Origin of the sequence: Flavobacterium sp. IMCC34852 (assembly GCF_030643905.1) — a bacterium.
Lineage (GTDB): Bacteria > Bacteroidota > Bacteroidia > Flavobacteriales > Flavobacteriaceae > Flavobacterium > Flavobacterium rivulicola.
The window spans coordinates 323,743-343,217 of record NZ_CP121446.1 but is presented as its reverse complement, the minus strand read 5'-3'; the positions used below and the strand labels follow the sequence as shown (position 1 = coordinate 343,217).

The 19,475-nt window shown below is 38.4% G+C and carries 17 protein-coding genes; 6 read left to right on the top strand and 11 right to left on the bottom strand.

Annotation, left to right across the window (positions count from 1 at the left end):
- Window positions 1-315 precede the first annotated feature (315 nt).
- Window positions 316-3,489 carry a reprolysin-like metallopeptidase gene (locus P7V56_RS01510; RefSeq protein WP_171221437.1) on the bottom strand — a complete coding sequence of 1,058 codons (3,174 nt, stop codon included), beginning with the start codon at window positions 3,487-3,489 and terminating at the stop codon, window positions 316-318.
- 215 nt (window positions 3,490-3,704) lie between these two features.
- Here P7V56_RS01510 and P7V56_RS01505 point away from each other — a divergent pair, with 215 nt between their 5' ends.
- Together P7V56_RS01505 and mtgA are read left to right on the top strand one after the other, a co-directional pair.
- A complete protein-coding gene (locus tag P7V56_RS01505) occupies window positions 3,705-4,820 on the top strand; it encodes an NAD(P)/FAD-dependent oxidoreductase (protein WP_171221593.1) in 1,116 nt (371 codons plus the stop codon).
- A 1-nt stretch (window position 4,821) separates the two neighbouring features.
- Window positions 4,822-5,502, top strand: coding sequence for a monofunctional biosynthetic peptidoglycan transglycosylase (gene mtgA, locus P7V56_RS01500; protein ID WP_171221438.1), 681 nt, complete (start codon window positions 4,822-4,824; stop codon window positions 5,500-5,502).
- A gap of 51 nt (window positions 5,503-5,553) precedes the next feature.
- On the opposite strand, the gene P7V56_RS01495 is transcribed toward mtgA, so the two are convergent.
- The gene (locus P7V56_RS01495) at window positions 5,554-5,928 is read right to left on the bottom strand and encodes a DoxX family membrane protein (RefSeq protein WP_171221439.1); all 375 of its coding nucleotides are present in this window, start codon (window positions 5,926-5,928) and stop codon (window positions 5,554-5,556) included.
- A gap of 182 nt (window positions 5,929-6,110) precedes the next feature.
- Here P7V56_RS01495 and P7V56_RS01490 point away from each other — a divergent pair, with 182 nt between their 5' ends.
- Window positions 6,111-6,911, top strand: coding sequence for a TIGR00266 family protein (locus tag P7V56_RS01490; protein WP_171221594.1), 801 nt, complete (start codon window positions 6,111-6,113; stop codon window positions 6,909-6,911).
- 29 nt (window positions 6,912-6,940) lie between these two features.
- On the opposite strand, the gene P7V56_RS01485 is transcribed toward P7V56_RS01490, so the two are convergent.
- The 6 genes from P7V56_RS01485 to P7V56_RS01460 all read right to left on the bottom strand — a co-directional run bounded on the left by P7V56_RS01485 (window position 6,941) and on the right by P7V56_RS01460 (window position 14,448).
- Complete coding sequence (locus P7V56_RS01485) at window positions 6,941-9,160, bottom strand: TonB-dependent receptor (protein WP_171221440.1); 2,220 nt, start codon at window positions 9,158-9,160, stop codon at window positions 6,941-6,943.
- A gap of 80 nt (window positions 9,161-9,240) precedes the next feature.
- Window positions 9,241-9,594, bottom strand: a complete 354-nt coding sequence (locus P7V56_RS01480) for a hypothetical protein (RefSeq protein ID WP_171221441.1) — start codon at window positions 9,592-9,594, stop codon at window positions 9,241-9,243.
- 113 nt (window positions 9,595-9,707) lie between these two features.
- Window positions 9,708-10,697 (bottom strand): aspartate-semialdehyde dehydrogenase, encoded by a 990-nt coding sequence (locus P7V56_RS01475; RefSeq protein WP_171221442.1) that lies wholly within the window; start codon window positions 10,695-10,697, stop codon window positions 9,708-9,710.
- Window positions 10,698-10,888: 191 nt separating this feature from the next.
- Window positions 10,889-11,305 (bottom strand): large conductance mechanosensitive channel protein MscL, encoded by a 417-nt coding sequence (gene mscL, locus P7V56_RS01470; protein ID WP_171221443.1) that lies wholly within the window; start codon window positions 11,303-11,305, stop codon window positions 10,889-10,891.
- A gap of 73 nt (window positions 11,306-11,378) precedes the next feature.
- Entirely contained in the window at window positions 11,379-13,823 is a 2,445-nt protein-coding gene (locus tag P7V56_RS01465; protein ID WP_171221444.1) for a bifunctional UDP-N-acetylmuramoyl-tripeptide:D-alanyl-D-alanine ligase/alanine racemase, read from the bottom strand.
- A gap of 4 nt (window positions 13,824-13,827) precedes the next feature.
- Window positions 13,828-14,448, bottom strand: coding sequence for a thymidine kinase (locus P7V56_RS01460; RefSeq protein ID WP_171221445.1), 621 nt, complete (start codon window positions 14,446-14,448; stop codon window positions 13,828-13,830).
- A 199-nt stretch (window positions 14,449-14,647) separates the two neighbouring features.
- Between P7V56_RS01460 and P7V56_RS01455 the strand changes: the two genes are divergently transcribed.
- From P7V56_RS01455 to recJ, 3 genes are all read left to right on the top strand, one after another.
- Window positions 14,648-15,577: a DUF8457 domain-containing protein gene (locus P7V56_RS01455; protein ID WP_171221446.1), complete on the top strand. Its 930-nt coding sequence runs from the start codon at window positions 14,648-14,650 to the stop codon at window positions 15,575-15,577.
- Window positions 15,578-16,255 carry a 16S rRNA (cytidine(1402)-2'-O)-methyltransferase gene (gene rsmI / locus P7V56_RS01450; RefSeq protein WP_171221447.1) on the top strand — a complete coding sequence of 226 codons (678 nt, stop codon included), beginning with the start codon at window positions 15,578-15,580 and terminating at the stop codon, window positions 16,253-16,255.
- Between the two features lie 89 nt (window positions 16,256-16,344).
- Window positions 16,345-18,045 carry a single-stranded-DNA-specific exonuclease RecJ gene (recJ, locus tag P7V56_RS01445; protein ID WP_171221448.1) on the top strand — a complete coding sequence of 567 codons (1,701 nt, stop codon included), beginning with the start codon at window positions 16,345-16,347 and terminating at the stop codon, window positions 18,043-18,045.
- 1 nt (window position 18,046) lies between these two features.
- Here the strand turns inward: recJ and P7V56_RS01440 are convergent, their stop codons facing one another.
- Genes P7V56_RS01440 through P7V56_RS01430 form a run of 3 tightly spaced genes read right to left on the bottom strand, consistent with a single transcriptional unit; the run spans window position 18,047 to window position 19,473 of the window.
- Window positions 18,047-18,799 carry a UDP-2,3-diacylglucosamine diphosphatase gene (locus P7V56_RS01440; RefSeq protein WP_171221449.1) on the bottom strand — a complete coding sequence of 251 codons (753 nt, stop codon included), beginning with the start codon at window positions 18,797-18,799 and terminating at the stop codon, window positions 18,047-18,049.
- Between the two features lie 9 nt (window positions 18,800-18,808).
- Window positions 18,809-19,261, bottom strand: a complete 453-nt coding sequence (locus tag P7V56_RS01435; RefSeq protein WP_171221450.1) for a 6-pyruvoyl trahydropterin synthase family protein — start codon at window positions 19,259-19,261, stop codon at window positions 18,809-18,811.
- Between the two features lie 38 nt (window positions 19,262-19,299).
- A complete protein-coding gene (locus P7V56_RS01430) occupies window positions 19,300-19,473 on the bottom strand; it encodes a hypothetical protein (RefSeq protein WP_171221451.1) in 174 nt (57 codons plus the stop codon).
- Window positions 19,474-19,475: the final 2 nt, after the last annotated feature.

Below are 19,475 nucleotides of genomic sequence, written 5' to 3'. Positions count from 1 at the left end.
TATGATATAGTTGTGTTAATTTATTTTGGAAATGGCAATATAGAGTGGCCAAAAGATTTTCAATAGTCAAGAGGTGTCTTTTTACTCATATAATAAGATTACAGATTCTGGAGAAAATAGGGTATTAAAATTCTTGATTTCACAAAAGACAAAACCTAATTAGCCCCGATTGACGCAACTGCCATGCAGTGCAAAAAGCGGGAATAGGGACACCAAGAACACCCAAGCCATTCGCTCCTAAAATTACCCATAAAAAAACCACTCTCAAAAGGAGTGGTTTTTAAACTATTGGCTAATGCCTTATTATTATTGGCTTTATTCTTTAATAAAACGTTTGGTGGTGGTTGAAGTTCCGTTGCTTACTTCGATTAAGTAAGTACCGGCTTTTAGTGAGCCTACGAATACATTGTTGTTTTCGATTTTGCCTTTTCCTAATTCTTGTCCCATTAGGTTGAAAATTCTAAATGACGCTTCACCTTCAAGGTTAGCAACGTTTAAAACATCTCCTTTTACCGGGTTTGGATATAAGTTGAAAGTAACTCTTGTGGTGTTATCTTCTAAACGAGCCGTAGCTGTGATGTTTACCGTGTAGTCTTCTACTTCACCACTTGCGAAAGTTTCACAAGACGTAGGCGAAGCATTGTACTTCATAGAAACACGCATTCTGGTTTGACCTAACAAAGCAGTAGCCGGAACGGTAAAGCTTCCTGAAACAGGAGTGCTTTTGGTTTTAGTTCTGTTGTATACTTGCTCTCCAGAGTCAAGGAAATCACCATCTTGGTTGTAATCAATCCACACTCTGTAAGCTTCGCTATAAACGGTAGCTGTCCAAGCCGGAGTGATGGTAACTGTATTAGCGGTTCCACGAACTAAGTTTGTTGAAATGGCTGTAAAGTTGCCATAACCACCATTGTTACCTGATAGGTTATTGATGGTGCCTAGTTGTACTCGGTTAATGTATTCTCTAGCAGTACTATTTCCTCTTGAAGTACAGTAAGTCACAGATGGTGCAAGCGTGGTTACATTTACTGTGTTACTGGCCGGAGAAGCATTGCCTGCGGCATCTTTAGCAATTACATAGAAAGTATAAGCGGTTGAAGCCGTTAAGCCTGTTGCAGCATAAGTAGTTGCCGCGGTTGAAGCTAAGAACGAACCGTTTCTGTACACATCATAAGAAGTTACTGCTACATCATCTGTTGCGCCTGTCCAAGACAAGTTGGTCGAAGTAGTTGTAGTTCCTGAAGCACTTAAAGTAGCAGCAGTTGGTGCCGTTGTATCAGGCGTAAGTGTAGTTACATTAACGGTGTTGCTATCCGGAGAAACATTTCCTGCCGCATCTTTGGCAACAACATAGAAACTATAAGCGGTTGAAGAAGCCAATCCTGTAGCTGCAAAAGTAGTAGCTGAAGTAGAAGCTCTGAAAACACCATCTTGGTATACATCATATCCTGTTACGCCAATATTATCTGTAGCACCCGACCAAGACAAGTTGGTTGAGTTGGCGGTAGTTCCTGAAGCACTTAAAGTGGCTGCAGTTGGAGCTGTGGTATCCGGAGCCGAATTGGTAATCGTAAAGTTAGTATTAGATACGTCAAAGAAAATATGATTGGTTCCTTTTACCATAATACGGTTAGTAGTTCCGGCAAGATTAGGAATAGTAACGGCCTGAGATCCGTCATTTGGTGTGGCAGCCAATAAAGTGTACGGATAAGTAAATCCGCCGTCAGTTGATAATAAAATATCGACATTGGCACAATTTACATTGTTTGCCGTAGTTCCTGCAACGTTCCAAGTAACCGTTTGAGTACTGTTTCCGGCATAAGTGACAGCTGTGTTTGGCACACTTACTGTAAATGGACCGGCTGTAGCGTTAACGGTAACAATCATGTCATCGCTATTGTTGGCAGCACCACCGGCTCTGTTGTCGCGAACGGTTAATCTGAAATTCATGGTTCTGGCAACAGATGGTAACGCTTCCACTAGGATTTCAGTTCCAGAAGTTGTTGTAGCACCAGTTAAAACCGATTGAATTCTGGGGAAATATCTAATTGGTGAAGTCGATGAATTGTAAGAACGGAAAGTTGGTCCGGTAGTACGAGTTGCACTTGCCGCTGAACTTGCGCCTGTAGCAGTACTAGCCGCGTTGTCAAATTGTTCCCAGTTGTAAGTTATAGCATCTCCGTCAGCATCGCTTCCCGAACCGGTTAGCATAAAAGGTGTACTTTTAGGAATGGTGTAGTCTAAACCGGCATTGGCTGTTGGAATAGCATTTCCGGTTGGGGTATTGGTTTGACAAGTTTTGTTTTTTACGTTATTGGTTATTTGTTGGATACTAACCGCGTGAAAATAAGCATCAGAATTAGGTTGAACATCCTGAGCGGTAATACCGGCATAACCCATAATAGTTGAGCCACTTCCAGGTTCCATATTAACACCTGTACCTTCATTACTCATAGAAAAAGTATGGTTCCCTCCAAATTGGTGTCCAATTTCGTGAGCTACATAATCAATATCGAAGATATCTCCTTGCGGAATCGTTCCGGAAGTAAATCCGCTTCCTTTACCTGAATTACATACACAACCAATACATCCTGCATTTCCGTTATTAGAAGCTCTTACGAATAAATGCCCAACGTCATAATTAGCCTCTCCAATTACTGAAGTTAGCGTGCTTTGAAGTTGACTGTTATAGCTTGTAGTGTAAGGATCGGTAGAAGCATTGGTGTAAATTACTAAGTCGTTATTGGCAATTAAAACCATTCTGATGGCAAAATCATTTTCAAAAACACCATTAACACGGGTCATTGAATTATTCATTGCAGCTAGTGCCAGTGCTTTTGTGCCTCCAAAATAAGCGGCATATTCACCGGTACAAGACAAAGCTAAACGGAAAGTTCTCAAAGTAGCATCATCAGCATTAGGTCTTAAATTAGTACCGTCAGTTTGTGCTACTTCATCAATAACCGAACATTCAAAAGGACTGAGAGACTGTTTTCTATCGGCTTTTCTAAAAACGGTGTAAGTTGTCAAATCTTGAGAAATCGGCTCAATAAATACAGCGGCTTTGTCAGCATTTAAAGTCATCGACTTAAACCCAAGTGGAGTAACACTAAAATAAGCAGTCGATGTAGGGTTGTCAATTCCTATACCAATATAGGATTTGATTTCAGGATAACGAGCAGCCAAAGCCGGGTCTAAAACCGAATTTTGATACACTTTAAATCTTTCCAATTGTCCTTTTTCATTCGGAATAGAAAGGGTAACTTCTGCACCTTTTGCGGGAGCAAATCGTTGTGGGGCATTCGCTAGAGTATTTTTTAATCCCTCGATATTCAGGGTTAAAAGAGTGTTTTCCGGTAATTCCATTCCGCCTTGTAACGGAATCATATCACTTTTTTTGGTGGTTGAATTCCATAACGAGTTTCCCGTTTGCGAAAAAGCTACATTACTGATAATCAACAAAGCAATGGTGAGTAGTTTGTACTTCATAATCATTTAATTGGGTTAAATTACAAAATCAAAATTATAATTATTTTTTGCATTACAATGAATAAAACGGCAAACATGCTAACAAATCGATAAACTACACAATAAGATTATGATGAATGGTCAGAAAAAATATTAAAAACATAAAAAATTCGAAAAAACCGATATAAATTATAGTGGGCAATGATGAAATAAAGTATTTTTAAAAAAAATTAATGATGCATTTTAGTTATTGGGAACTTAAAAATTGGTTTACAAATATCGACTTTGCCATTGTTGGAAGCGGCATTGTTGGACTGCATTGCGCCTTGGCATTGCGTGATAGATTTCCGGACAGTAAAATACTGGTACTCGAAAAAGGTATTTTGCCCCAAGGCGCCAGTACTAAAAACGCAGGTTTCGCTTGTTTCGGCAGTTTGTCTGAGATTCTAGACGATTTAAAATCCCACAGCGAAGAAGAAGTTATTCAGTTAATTCAAAAGCGTTGGAATGGTTTGCAATTGTTGCGTAAAAATTTGGGTGATTCGACTATTGATTTCAAACCTTTTGGTGGCTACGAATTGTTTCTCAATGACGATGAGAGCAGTTATAATGAGTGTTTGCAGAAGTTGCCTTTTGTCAACGAAATTCTAAAACCCGTTTTCAGAAACGATGTTTTTGCCAAAGAAGTAGACCGTTTTGATTTTAAAGGCATACAAGAATATTTGATTTTTAATCCCTTTGAAGCCCAAATCGATACCGGAAAAATGATGCACGCCTTGTTGCAAAAAGCAGTTGCTAACAATATCATGATTCTAAATCAAGTCGAAGTGACTTCGTTTCAAGAGCAAAATAGCAAGGTGGAAATTGCCCTTGGAGATTTTAGTTTCAAGACCAAAAAATTATTGTTTGCGACAAACGGTTTCGCCGGAAAGCTGACTAATAATCAAGTGAAACCCGCTCGAGCACAGGTTTTAATTACCGAACCGATTTCAAATTTAGATATTAAAGGAACGTTTCATCTTGATAAAGGCTATTATTATTTCAGAAATATTGATGACCGAATTCTTTTGGGCGGCGGCCGAAATTTAGACTTTGAAGGCGAAACCACCACCGATTTAAGTCAGACCGATTTAATTCAAAATCGTTTGGAGGAATTGCTAAAAGACGTAATTTTACCCAACACCGATTTCAAAATTGCTCACCGTTGGAGTGGTATCATGGGATTGGGATCGAGCAAAAGACCGATTGTAGAGCAGTTGTCTGAAAATGTCTATTGCGGAGTAAGATTAGGCGGAATGGGTGTCGCCATTGGTAGTTTAATAGGTCAGGAATTAGCAGATTTAGTCAAATAATATGATAAAAAAGATTTTTAGGTGGCTTAAAAAAGCCATGCTTTGGTTCTTGGGACTTTCCATTCTAACGGTAATTATTTTCAAATGGGTGCCCATACCTATCACGCCTTTGATGATTACTCGCGCTATCGAAAACAAAATCGACGGTAATGATGCCGTACTCAGTCATGATTGGGTTTCATTAGACCAGATTTCTCCAAATCTTCAAAAAGCTGTAATTGCCAGCGAAGACGGAAATTTTCTAAAGCATCATGGTTTTGATTTTGCAGCAATGCAAAAAGCCTTCAAGAACAACCAAAAAGGGAAAAGATTAAAAGGTGGCAGTACCATTTCTCAACAAACTGCCAAAAATGTTTTCTTGTGGCAAGGGCGAAGTTATTTGCGCAAAGGATTAGAGGCTTATTTCACCGTGTTAATCGAACTCATTTGGGGCAAAGAGCGCATCATGGAAGTTTATTTAAACAGTATTGAAATGGGTAACGGCGTTTATGGCGCCCAAGAAGCAGCCAGAGTTTGGTACCGAACTTCGGCAGCCAATCTCACCAAAAGAGAAGCTGCAGGGATAGCAGCCATTTTGCCCAATCCGAGAAAATACAAAGCGTCAAATTCGTCATCTTATATCGAACGCAGAAAAGATCGAATCATGCGCAACATGCGACATATCGGTAAAATAGAATATTAAAAAAGCCGTCTTGATAATCAGGACGGCTTTTTCGTTTATATTCAAAATCCTCTAGTAAAAAAGCGGTTTGTATTGTTGCCAATGTTTGTAGATTAAAATACCATTAAACAGTAAAATAACAACAGCAACCGGCAATCCTGAGATGCCTAAAAATAAATGAAACAGTAAAATATTGATGGATATCGGTGCCAATAATATTAAGGCAAAGGCGACCCATTTTTTTAATAAAAGCATGGCACCAATGATTACTTCCAAAACTCCTAATACCGGGAAAATGTATCCGGTGGCATTTAATGAACTCATAAAATCACCCGCTGAACCGGTTGGCGCTTCCATAGGGATAAAATTAATTAACTTGTTAGCTCCAAAAACAACAAGAGTTAATCCTAAAGCGATTCTAACAATTTTAGTAAACATTGAATTCATAAGCAGATAGTTTTGGATTAGTAATATGGTAAAAATAACATTAAAATTTTATAGTTATAGCATTAAAAAATCCAATTTATTAACACATTGTTTGTGTTTGTTAATATTCTTTGAATTTTAATAGATGCTGTAACATTTTTAAAATAATTTTACTAATCAGTACAACTAAAAAAATGACAACCATGCAAGCTCATGAAATAGATTACCATATTTATGGTGAAGAAATGCAATATGTAGAAATAGAACTCGACCCTCAGGAAATTGTCATAGCCGAAGCAGGGAGTTTTATGATGATGGATAACGGCATCAAGATGGAAACTATCTTTGGTGATGGTTCCCAACAACAATCCGGTATATTCGACAAATTATTGTCGGCCGGAAAAAGAGTGCTCACAGGAGAAAGCCTTTTTATGACGGCTTATATCAATCAAAATAATACCAAAAGTAAAGCTTGTTTTGCCTCTCCGTATCCGGGGAAAATTGTTCCGATTGATTTGAGTCAATTTGACGGTAAATTTATTTGTCAAAAAGATGCTTTTCTCTGCGCCGCCAAAGGGGTTTCAGTGGGAATCGAATTCTCCAGAAAATTAGGTCGCGGACTTTTCGGAGGCGAAGGTTTTATTATGCAAAAAATTGAAGGCGATGGAATGGCATTTGTGCATAGCGGAGGAACTTTAGCCAAAAAAGAGTTGGCCTCCGGAGAAATCTTAAAAGTAGATACCGGTTGTATAGTAGGCTTTACCAAGGATGTAGATTACGATATTGAGTTTATCGGCGGAATTAAAAATTCGTTATTCGGTGGAGAAGGATTGTTTTATGCCACACTGCGCGGACCCGGAACAGTTTACGTACAATCATTACCGTTTAGTCGTTTGGCCGACAGAATTATTGCTTCGGCACCCAAAAGCGGCGGAAGCGGCAGAGAAGAAGGAAGTTTATTAGGCGGTTTGGGCCGAATGATTGACGGAGACAATAGATTCTAAAAATAAAAAAGCGGCTCAAGCCGCTTTTTTTAAATCATAAAATTAATCCCTAAAACAATATTCCGACCCATATTAGGAATGCCGTCAGCTTTTAATCGGGACAAATGCGACACATAAGTTTTGTCAAAAACATTATTGGCATTTAAATTTAGGTTGAAATTGGTTTTGCCTAGGAGTATTTTTCCACCCAAACTCAAATTCACTAAAGTGTAATCATTGGTTTTGGTTTCAAAGGCTCCGGTATTATTTTGGTCGAATATACTCTCGATATTTAAAGTAGCAAATCCTTCTTTCCACCAGTTTTTGATTTCAAATTCACCGCGGAAAGTATTATTCCATTTATTGGCCGGAATCAAAGGCAAGTAATCTCTCCCAAAGCTTCGGGATCTTTTTTCGCCAATTACGGTTTCAAAACTACTGTACAAATGCAACCAATCTAAAGGATGCGGATGGAAGTGAATTCCGGCTTCTCCACCATACAATCGAGCATTGGCCTGAACGTAATCGTAAACATTATTGCCGTCAATTACGTTGCCGTTAGGGGAAATGAAGATGTAATCATTAATGTGATTGTAAAACCCGTTAGCAAACAATTCAAAGTGGGAACTTTTGTATTCCAAATTCAAATCGGTTTGCACGTTTTGCTCATTTTTTAAATTGGCATTTCCTATTTCGTAGCGGTTGCTGCCTTCATGCACACCATTGGAAGTCAATTCTGCCAAATTCGGCGCACGGAAACCCGAAGCGATATTCAAGCGCATCGTCAAATCTTTGGCCAAATCAGTTTTGTAACCCAAAGAGGCATTGAAACTGTCGAAGCTTCTTTCAATTCCTTCAAAATAACCTTCTTCGCCAATAATACCGTGATTTTCGGTAGTAATATTTCGGTTGTCAAAACGCAATCCGGCCTGAATCACATTTTTACCCCATTCGTAATTGGCCGTTCCGAAAATCCCAAAATCATTGGTCTTCGCATTCGGAATTAATAACTCGTCGCCAAAATTTTTATTGGTTTGATTCATTCCTTGAATTCCAACAATGGTCTCTATTTTTCCGAATTTGGGCAAATAATACTTCACATCGTAATTAAAGGTAGAAAGTTCCATGTGTAAAATCGCCACATTGCTATCTTCAAATTCGCTACGGTCGTTAAAAATATAACCCAAATCGGCATCTAATTTTGAGTTTTTAAAGTAAAAAGTATTGTGCAAACTCAAGATATGATTGTCAACACCTTGTCGAGGATAAAGAATATCTCTGCTTGTGGATTGTTCCGCTATGCCTTCTTCCGGGATGCCTAAATTCAATTGGTTGAAATTATAACGTAAAACGCTCGAAAAAACCGAATTGTTGTACCCGATTCCCGCTTTGATATCGGTTTCATTAAAACGGGTATTGGTAACGCGATCGCCATCGGCAATTTGATAATCAGCGTGTGAATTGTAACTTCCTCTGGCTAAAAATTTCCAATGTTCCCCCGAAGTTTTTAACCCCAAAGTAGTGTTGCTTCCCAAGGTATTGGAAAAAACTCTTTGGCCAAAATCGGCTTTAAAATCTCCGGCATTGGCAAATTTTTCCGGATTAAAATACAAAACACCGCCCAATGCATCTGAGCCGTAAAGCAATGAAGCCGGACCTTTGATGACTTCTACGCTTTCCACGCCGGCATCGTTTAAGCCTAAACCATGTTCTTCTCCGAATTGTTGGTTTTCTAAGCGAACGCCTTGGGTATAAACTAATACGCGATTACCGCTCAAACCGCGAATCACCGGTTTACCAATAGAAGTTCCGGTGGAAACTTGCGAAACACCCGGAATGGTAGCCAAACCTTCAACTAAGGTCGCAGCACCTTTTTGTTGTAAAGCTTTGATGTTTTGATGTTCCACTTTCATCACATTTTGGGATTGTATTTTGTTGAAAGCTGTAGAAACAATTACTTCATCCATGTGGGTAATGCTTTCTTCTAAAGTGATGTTCTGCGTGATTTCTTGGGTGGAAATAGTAACCGAAACCGTTTTTCTTTCAAAACCTACCAGCGAAAAACTGATTTTGAAATTCCCAACGGGAAGGTTGCTCAGCGTATAATTTCCGCCGTCGTTGGTGATGGTTTCTTTGTGTATTTCGGGAATCGAAACTATAACATTGGCCAAAGGTTTTTGGTCTTTATCGGTTACAGTTCCGCTGATTTTATTTTGTGCCGAAGCAACGAAAGTTAATCCAATGGTTAGGATTAGATATAATGATTTCATAAATGATATTTTATTGTAAATGAATAACAACCGAAGCTTTTTCGGTTAAGGATTTCAGAAGTAACTGAAACAAATTCGATTTAAACAATAAAAAACGGTGGTGCCCGAAGCGCAAAAAGTGAACCTCGAAACTTCTGAGTAATTTCTTTGGAATAGAAAAAAGTGTATAAAGTGGGAACTTCTTTATTTCTAAAGTCAAAAGGTTTTACAGGTGTCGAAGTATAATTGCTGAAGGCAAATTCACAGACAAAACACTTTTCTAAACCATCATGGCCATGGGTAACTTCGGTTTTGTGTTCGTGGTAAACGTGATGACACTCTTTCTCTGAAAACTGCTTTACCAAATGCTCAAAAGAGTGAATAGACTGAAAGAATATTGCGAACAATATCATCAATCCCATCAATGCATTTGTAAAAAGTAATTTTCTTTTCATGGAAGCAAATGTAGTACATTGATATAAAAAATCCGTCCGATTTTAACAAACTTTAGGATTTGTAAAATCGGACGGACTACATTATTTGTCATTCCCGTCAAGACGAGAATCAATTAAACCAGTTTATTGGCTACTAAATATTCAGCAATCTGAACCGTATTAGTTGCCGCGCCTTTTCTCAAGTTATCGGCTACAATCCACATGTTTAAAGAGTTGGGCTGACTTTCATCACGACGAATTCTACCCACAAACACATCGTCTTTGCCTTGGGCATACAATGGCATAGGATAAGTGTAAGTGTCGTTGTTATCTTGTACGGTTACGCCAGCTGTATGATGCAAAATATTTCTGACTTCGTTTACGTCAAAATCATTAGAAAATTCGACATTGACTGCTTCACTGTGTCCGCCAACAACCGGAATTCTTATAGCAGTTGCGGTAACCGCGATAGATTTGTCTCCGATAATCTTTTGGGTTTCGCGAACCAGTTTCATTTCTTCTTTGGTGTAACCATTGTCTTCAAAACTGTCACATTGTGGAATGGCATTGCGGTGGATTTGGTATTTATATGCCATTTCACCTTGCACGCCGGCATATTCATTTTCCAATTGTTGTACTGCTTTCACACCGGTTCCTGTGATGGATTGATAAGTAGAAACAATCACACGTTTGATGTTGTATTTTTTATGCAATGGTGCTAAAACCATTACCATTTGAATAGTCGAACAGTTTGGATTGGCAATGATTTTATCTTCTTTGGTCAATTCAGAAGCATTGATTTCAGGAACTACTAATTTTTTTGTCGGATCCATTCTCCAAGCGGATGAATTGTCGATTACTGTGGTTCCGGCTTCGGCAAATTTGGGTGCCCAAGCTAAAGAGGTTTCGCCACCGGCAGAAAACAAAGCGATATCGGCTTTCATGTCTACTGCTGTTTGTAAACCTACTACTTTATACTTCTTGCCCTTAAATTCGATTTCCTTTCCCACTGATTTCTCAGAAGCTACGGGAATTAATTCGGTTACGGGAAAATTTCTTTCCGCCAATACTTGAAGCATCACTTCGCCAACCATGCCGGTTGCGCCTACTACAGCAACTTTCATAAAATATAATTTAGATTTAATAAAATTTGAAGTACAAAAGTAATCAGAAAACAAAAGCTCTTTTTGTTTTTGGTATAAAAATTACTGAATTCGAAAAGCACTTCTGTAAAAAAAGAAAAACCGCTCCAATGAAGAAGCGGTTTAGTCCTGAAACCAGTTCAGGATAAATTAGAATATATAATGTAGCGGTACTACTTTTTCAGTAAATCTCTGATTTGAGTAAGCAATTCTTCTTGAGTTGGTCCTGCTGGTGCAGCCGGAGCAGCTTCTTCTTTCTTTTTGGCTTTTTCCGCAGCTCTTAGTACAGTAAAAATAAACAAAGCAATAATAACAAAGTTAATCACAGCTTGGACAAAATTACCATATGTCATTACTGCAGCGCCGGCTTTTTTGGCAGCCTCAAGGTTTTCGTAGCTTTGACCATTCAGAGCAATAAACTTAGTAGTAAAATCGATACCACCTGTAATGACACCTACAATAGGCATAATAATGTCATCAACTGCAGAACCTACAATTTTTCCAAAAGCGCCACCAATAACAACTGCAGTGGCTAAACTTAATACATCGCCTTTCATCAAAGACGCTTTGAAATCGCTAAAAAATCCCATAATTAATTTGTTTTAAATGGTTATAGTGATACTAAAATAGTTAATTTTTTAAATGATTCATATTTTTTTAAAACTATTCTCTGAAAAATACTCTTTTTACACGTTGCGAAATACCGGTCAGAATTTCATACGGAATGGTGTTCAATTGCTTCGCAATATGATTCACGGATGGATTTTCGCCAAAAACAATCACTGCATTGCCTTCTTTGCAATCGATATTTGTTACATCTACCATCAACATGTCCATACAAATACTACCGACAATTTTAGCCGGTTTATTATTGATAACCACATAACCCAAACCATTGCCCCAACTTCTGCGAATGCCATCAGCGTAACCTATAGGAATTGTCGCGATTTTGGTTTCTTTTTCTGCTATAAACCTTCTGCCGTAGCCCACGCTTTCGCCTTGGTCAATCGTTCTTATCTGAGAAATAACAGATTTTAAAGTGCCTACATTTTCCAAATACTTTTGTTCCTCTTCATCGTTGGAAATACCGTATAAACCAATGCCTAAGCGAACCATGTCATATTGCGCATCGGGGTAATTGGAAATGCCGGAAGTGTTTAAAATATGTCGGATCGGTTTTATTTTTAATGCTGATAATAATTGAGTCGACAGTTTTTCAAACAAAGCAATTTGGGATTGGGCAAAAGCATCGTGTTTCAAATCATCACTTGTGGCCATGTGTGATAATACACTTTTAATTTGAACCGTTTCATTGTCTTTTAGTATGGAAATTAATTCGGCTAAATGTTCTTCTTCAAAGCCCAATCGGTGCATTCCGGTGTCTATTTTAAGATGTATCGGGAAGTTTTTGAGTTTCTTTTGTTCGGCAATTTTTAAGAAAGCTTTCAAGCCTTTTATCGAATAGATTTCGGGTTCTAAGTGGTGCTGAATGATAGCCGGGAAACTCGTTGTTTCAGGATTCATCACCATAATCGGAACCGTAATTCCGGCATTTTTCAGTGAAATTCCTTCATCGGCGAAAGCCACACCGAGATAATCAACTTTGTGGTGTTCTAATAATTTCGCAATTTCAAATCCGCCGTTACCATAGCCAAAAGCTTTGACCATGACCATCATTTTAGTCTTCGGAGCCAATTTCGATTTAAAGAAATTCAGATTATGACTAACTGCATTCAGGTTAATTTCTAAAACGGTTTCATGGGTTTTCTCCTCAAGCATGGAGACGATTTCTTCAAAATGAAAATCACGCGCGCCTTTGACTAATATGGTTTCGTTTTCAAAATTCAATCGGTCAAATGACTGAGCAAATTCGACTACATTTTTAAACGTAACACTGTTGATGAACTTGCTTTTGTATTGAGAAATAGTCTCGCCAATGCCAATCACTCGCGATATTTTATTCGAAATAATCAATTGCGAAACTTGAGAATACAACTCTTCATTGTTCAACCCACTTTGAAAAATATCCGAGAGAATAAGCGTTTTCTTTTTGTGCTGTTTTTGGTGTTCCAAAAAGTCTAATGCAATCTTCAGCGACTGAAAATCAGAGCTGTAACTGTCATCGATTATCGTACAATTGTAAATCCCGTTTTTGACTTTCAAACGCATTTCCACCGGATACAATTGCGCCATTCGAGTTTGAATGACTTTGTGATTATAGCCAAAATAAAGCATCACCATCATGCAATGAATCGCATTTTCTACCGAAGCTTGGTCTTGAAACGGAATGACAATAGGGAAAGTATCTTCTTTATAAGTCACTTGCAATTCGGTTAAATCGCCGGTGTTTTTTTTGGTGATATAAACATCCGCACTTTTATCGTCTGAACACCAACTGAAGGTTTTTATTTTTTGGTTTACAAACGCATTAATGGTTTTATTCTTGTTCAAAATCAAAACATTTACCGAAGTAAAAAGTTTTAATTTCTCTTTTATTTTTTCGGCTACGCTGGGAAAACCTTCATCGTGTGCCGAACCGATATTGGACAAAATGCCAATCGTTGGGCGAATGATTTTTTGGAGTTTTTCCATTTCATTCATCGTAGAAATTCCGGCTTCAAAAATTCCGAGGTTGTGTTTTTCATTGATGCCTAAAATCGATAACGGAACACCAACTTGTGAGTTGTAACTTTTTGGGCTTCGGATGATATTGTAATCCGGACTTAAAAGAAAATTCAACCATTCTTTGATAATGGTTTTGCCATTACTTCCGGTAATACCAATAATGGGAAAGTCGAATAAACTTCGGTAATACGAAGCGAATTTCTGCAACGCTTCCAAAGTGTTTTCTACCACCAGAAAATTAGCTTTTCCGCTCACTTTTTCCGGAATGTGTGTCACCACAAAATGCTTTACGCCTTTTTCAATTAGTTCTTCAATATAGGAATGACCGTCATTATTGGGTCCGGAAATGGCAAAAAACAAAGTGTTTTCGCCATTTTGCAACGAGCGACTGTCGATAGAAATCGCGTCAATAACGGCTACATCATTTTGGCCGATCCAATTGGCCTTGATGATGGGAATGATATTTCTAAGGGTTTGTGTCAAGAGGTTATTCTTCTTTAGATAGGTTTTCGGCGTCTTTTACCACCATGTTTTCGCGCATGGCATTAAAATAAGCAGCGCGACTCAAAGGTTCATATTCTTCTGTTTCACCCAGCATGACCAGTTTTTCGTTGTCATTTTTTCGGAAACTGTAATGGGCTAAATTACCTGTTCGGGTACAAACGGCGTGCACTTTGGTTACATATTCGGCAGTCGCCATCAAAGCCGGCATTGGTCCGAAAGGATTGCCTTTAAAATCCATGTCTAATCCGGCAACAATCACTCTGATTCCTGAATTGGCCAAATCATTACAAACCGATATAATTTCGTCATCAAAAAACTGCGCTTCGTCAATGCCAACAACATCACAACCTTGTGCTAAAATTCGAATATTAGCCGCCGCCGGAACCGGAGTGGAACGAATTTCGTTTTTATTGTGGGAAACCACCATTTCCTCATCGTAGCGCGTATCGATGGAAGGTTTGAAAATCTCCACTTTTTGTTTGGCAAATTGAGCCCTTTTCAATCGGCGAATCAGTTCTTCTGTTTTACCCGAAAACATCGATCCGCAGATGACTTCAATCCAACCAAATTGTTCTTTATGATTTACTGTATTTTCGAGAAACATTTTGTATTTTTCTTGCGCTAAAAATGAATAGTTTTTATTACTTTGTAACGAAAACAAACGGACGTCATTTTTTTCTATTTTTACGTCGATTCAAATGTAGAAAAATTTTAATTACCGTTACTTCTTCCCAAGGTTAAATAAATGCAACGGAGGAAAATTTACAGAAAACACTAGCTTGTTCCAAATAATTTCAACACTCATGAAAAAACGATTAGAAGCCGAATTAATCAGCATTGCCCACCGAATTTTGAAACTGAAAAACAAGTCGGAAGTCGATCAATTGTATAAAGAAACCCAAAAATTATATGAAACACTAACCGTTTTAAAGTTTTACCAAGACAATTTTGAATCGGTAAAAGAGGATGTTGAGGTTGCGGTTTTGGAAGAAAAATTAGCGCAACATTCACAGGTTGAAGAAGCCAAAGAAATGGTTTTTGAAGTAAAACCGACAGAAGAACCAACTGTTGAGGAAACACAATCGGAGGTAATTGTTGAGGAAGAAACTTCAGCAGCTGAAGATTCAAACGATAGTGAATCGGAAGAGCAAACGGTAGTTTCGGAAGAAGCCGAAGAAGAAGTGGAACCTGTTTTGGATGAAGAAATGGAGGAAGAAGTTGTAACTGAGACTAAAATTGACGAAGAAGAACCGGTTTTCAAACCCATATTTGAATTGGCGGAAGAAGAGGAAGACCCGAGCGATAGCGAACTGGCAGAGCAAATTGAACCGGCAGAAACGGCTTCAGAAGTAAAACCTGACACCAAGCATGTAGCGTTGGAAGATTTATTGGGAGAAAATTATGTAGATCCTGTTTTTGTAAAACCCAATGAAGTTTCGCTCTTTGCCACAGAAACCAAAGAAGAAACTACCGAAAAACCGGCTGCATTGAACACTGCATTTTCCAAAACCATAGAGATTGGATTGAATGACAGAGTGGCTTTTGTAAACAATCTTTTTGGTGAAAGCAATGAAGATTTTAACCGTGTGATTTCGCAATTAAATACATTCGATACTTTAGAAGAAGCCAAAAATTTCTTGAATGAAATGGTGATTCCCGACTATGATTATTGGGTTGGTAAAGAAGATTATATTGAACGTTTTATGGCGGTTGTGGAGAATAAATTTAAGTAAATGTCCAAACTCTACATTGTTCCAACGCCAATAGGCAACTTAGAAGACATGACTTTCAGAGCGATAAAAGTTTTGAAAGAAGTCGATTTGATTTTGGCCGAAGACACACGCACCAGCGGAAAACTTCTCAAACATTTTGAGATTACCACACACATGCATAGCCATCACATGCATAACGAACATAAAACCGTTGAGAATTTGGTCAAGCGTTTGCAAGCCGGAGAATCAATTGCTTTGATAAGTGATGCCGGAACACCTGCGATTTCTGATCCCGGTTTTTTATTGACGCGCGCTTGTGTGGAAAATAATATTGAAGTCGATTGTTTGCCCGGCGCCACGGCTTTTGTACCGGCTTTGGTCAATAGCGGTTTGCCCAACGATAGATTTGTTTTCGAAGGTTTTCTGCCTGAAAAAAAAGGCCGACAAACTCGTTATTTGGCGCTAGCCGAAGAAAACAGAACCATGATTTTCTATGTTTCACCGCATAAATTGGTCAAAACTTTGGCCGAATTTGTACTGTATTTTGGCACAGACCGACCGGTTTCGGTTTCCAGAGAATTATCAAAACTACACGAAGAAACCATTCGCGGAACAGCCGCTGAGGTTTTAAAACACTTTGAAGCCAAACCACCAAAAGGAGAAATCGTGGCGGTCGTAGGCGGAAAAAATTTAAAGTAATTTCTTTCATCCATTTAAAATATTTTGTAGTATTTTTTATATATTTGTTTGATGATTCGTATTTCGTAATTTTCAATTCGTAATTAAACATGCGCTGGACTTTAAAACCAAAACCTTCTTCTAACAAAGTAAAAGCTTTGGCAACTGAACTCAAGGTTGACGAACTTATCGCGACCCTTTTGGTTCAAAGAGGTATTGAAACTTACGAGGATGCCAGACAGTTTTTTCGACCAAGTTTAGCCGATTTGCACAATCCTTATTTGATGAAAGACATGGATAAAGCCGTGACTCGAATTGAAGCAGCGATTGCAAATGGTGAAAACATTTTGGTTTTTGGAGATTATGATGTCGATGGTACGACGGCGGTTTCATTGGTGTCGAGTTATTTAAAAAGCTATTATCCTAATGTGGCGACTTACATTCCCGATCGTTATAACGAAGGGTATGGCATTTCGTATACAGGAATTGATTTTGCCGACGACAATGGGTTTTCATTGATTATCGCTTTGGATTGCGGCATTAAATCTATCGATCATGTGGCTTACGCTAAAAGTAAAAACATCGATTTTATTATTTGTGATCACCATCGTCCGGGGGAATTTTTGCCCGAAGCCGTAGCGGTTTTAGATCCCAAAAGAGAGGATTGCACTTATCCCTATGATGAATTGTGCGGTTGTGGTGTTGGTTTCAAACTCATTCAAGCCTTGGCCCAAAACAGAAACCAAACCATAGAAAATTTAATTCCTTATTTAGATTTGGTAGCCACAGCAATAGCGGCTGATATTGTTCCGATTACGGGTGAAAACCGGACTTTAGCTAAGTTTGGTTTGGAAGTGATTAATGCTAATCCACGTCCGGGAATTAAAGCATTAATTCAGAATGTAAAGAAAAAAGTGTTGACGATTACCGATGTTGTTTTTATCATTGCGCCAAGAATTAATGCTGCCGGAAGAATCAAACACGGGAATGAAGCCGTGGCTTTGCTCACAGAATACGACTTAGACCAAGCCGAAATTTTCGCTTCCGAAATTGAACAACACAATGCTGATAGAAAGGATTTAGACAAGCAAATTACAGTGGAAGCATTGTCGCAAATAGTCGAAAATGAGGAAACTAAAAAATTCACCACAGTTGTCTATCAAGAAAATTGGCACAAAGGCGTTATAGGTATTGTAGCCTCCAGATTGACGGAAACTTATTATCGTCCGACGATTGTGTTTACCAAAAGCGGTGACAAACTAGCAGCATCTGCCCGTTCGGTGAAAGATTTTGATATTTATAATGCGTTAGAAGCTTGTGCGGAACATTTGGAACAATTTGGCGGACATATGTACGCCGCCGGAATGACTTTGAAAGAAGAAAATTATGCCGCTTTCAAAGAAGCATTTGAAAGAACAGTCGAAGAAACGATTCACCCCGATTTATTAACGCCTGAAATTTCGGTCGATGCCGAAATTAATCTAACTGATATCAACGAGAAATTGATTAGAATTCTAAACCAATTTGAACCATTTGGCCCTCAAAATATGACTCCTGTCTTTATGTCGAAAGGGCTCAGAGATTCGGGTTATGCGAAAGGAATCGGCGCCGATGAAGATCACTTGAAACTATTTGTCAAACAATCCCGAAGTATCGGGAGTAGTCAAGGTTTTGGCGCAATTGGTTTTGGTTTAGGCAAAAAATTGGACTTGGTTAAAAATCAAAATTCGTTTGAGGCAGTGTATTGCATTGATGAAAATGAGTTCAACGGTAAGGTTTCAGTTCAGTTGCGGTTAAAGGATTTGAGGTAGATTAATACTCTTTTAATTCAAAATTTTCACCGTCAAAAACGCCATAAGTAAAATATCCAATCCAGTCACCCAAATTAATGTATTCTGAGTTTTCACCAACTTTGATAACCATCGGTAAGTGTCGATGGCCAAAGATGAGGTAATTATACTGTTTGGTTTCGAGTTTGCGTTTGGCGTATTGTACCAACCATTCGTTTTCTTCTCCTAAGAATTTTACATCGGCTTCGCCTGAAATGAGTTTATTTTTTACCGATAAATATTGTGCTAGTTTTACACCAAGATCGGGATGTAACCAACGAAACAGCCATTTGGAAAACGGATTGGTGAATACCTTCTTCATGCGTTTGTACCCCATATCACCGGGACCTTTGCCATCACCGTGACCAATCAAAAAGGTTTTGCCGTTAAATTCATATTCCTGATTGTCGTGAAACACAGGAATGTTCAATTCTTTTTCAAAATAATCGTTCATCCATAAATCGTGGTTGCCAACAAAAAAGTAAATCGGGATACCGCTGTCGCGAATTTCGGCCAGTTTGCCTAAGACTCTCACGAACCCTTTGGGCACTACGGTTTTGTATTCGAACCAAAAGTCAAACAAATCACCTAACAAAAATATAGCTTCAGCATCTTTTTTGACTTCATCCAACCAAGCCACGAATTTTTGTTCTCGCGGGAAACTCAACTCAGCAGTCGGAGCGCCAAAGTGTTGGTCGGAAGCAAAGTATATTTTTTTGTTAGAAGTTATTTGCATGAAGGTAAATTATAAATTATCCGAAGCATACCATTCGGCAAATGAAGTTTCGGTTTCTTGAAGTTTTAGCGAATGTAAAAGAATGTCTTTAGGCAAACGGCTTTTAATTTTTTGGGCAAAATCAGTGACCATATTTTCGCTGGTAGGTTGGTAACCAACTAAAATTACATGATGTCCGCGATTTTTCAATTCGGCTGCTAGTTCAATATGCGGGGTGTTTTTGTTAAAAACCGTGGCGTGGTCAAAAACATCAACAATTTCTTCTTTGACTATTTTTTTCAAATCAGAAAAGTCAATCACCATCCCAAATTTCACATTAGAAGTATCTGTTATGGGTTTTCCAATCACAGTCACCGACAATTTATAGCTGTGACCGTGTACGTTTTTACATTTGCCGTCATAGCCGTAAAGCGCATGCCCGGTTTCGAAAGAAAATTGTTTGGTGATTCTGATGTTACTCATGAAAGCAGTTTTTACGGTGCAAATTTAGTAAAATATAACTACAGCTCGTCTTGTCTTTTTTTGGCCTTGCGATAAAGTAGCCATGCCAGACCCGTTAAAACGACAAAAGGCAAAATATAGCCAATCCAAACCCCAACTAAATAGCCATTATCGGGGGCATTTTTTATTTTTTCATCGATATTAACTTGTTGAATCAGAGAGATTAAAGTCATAA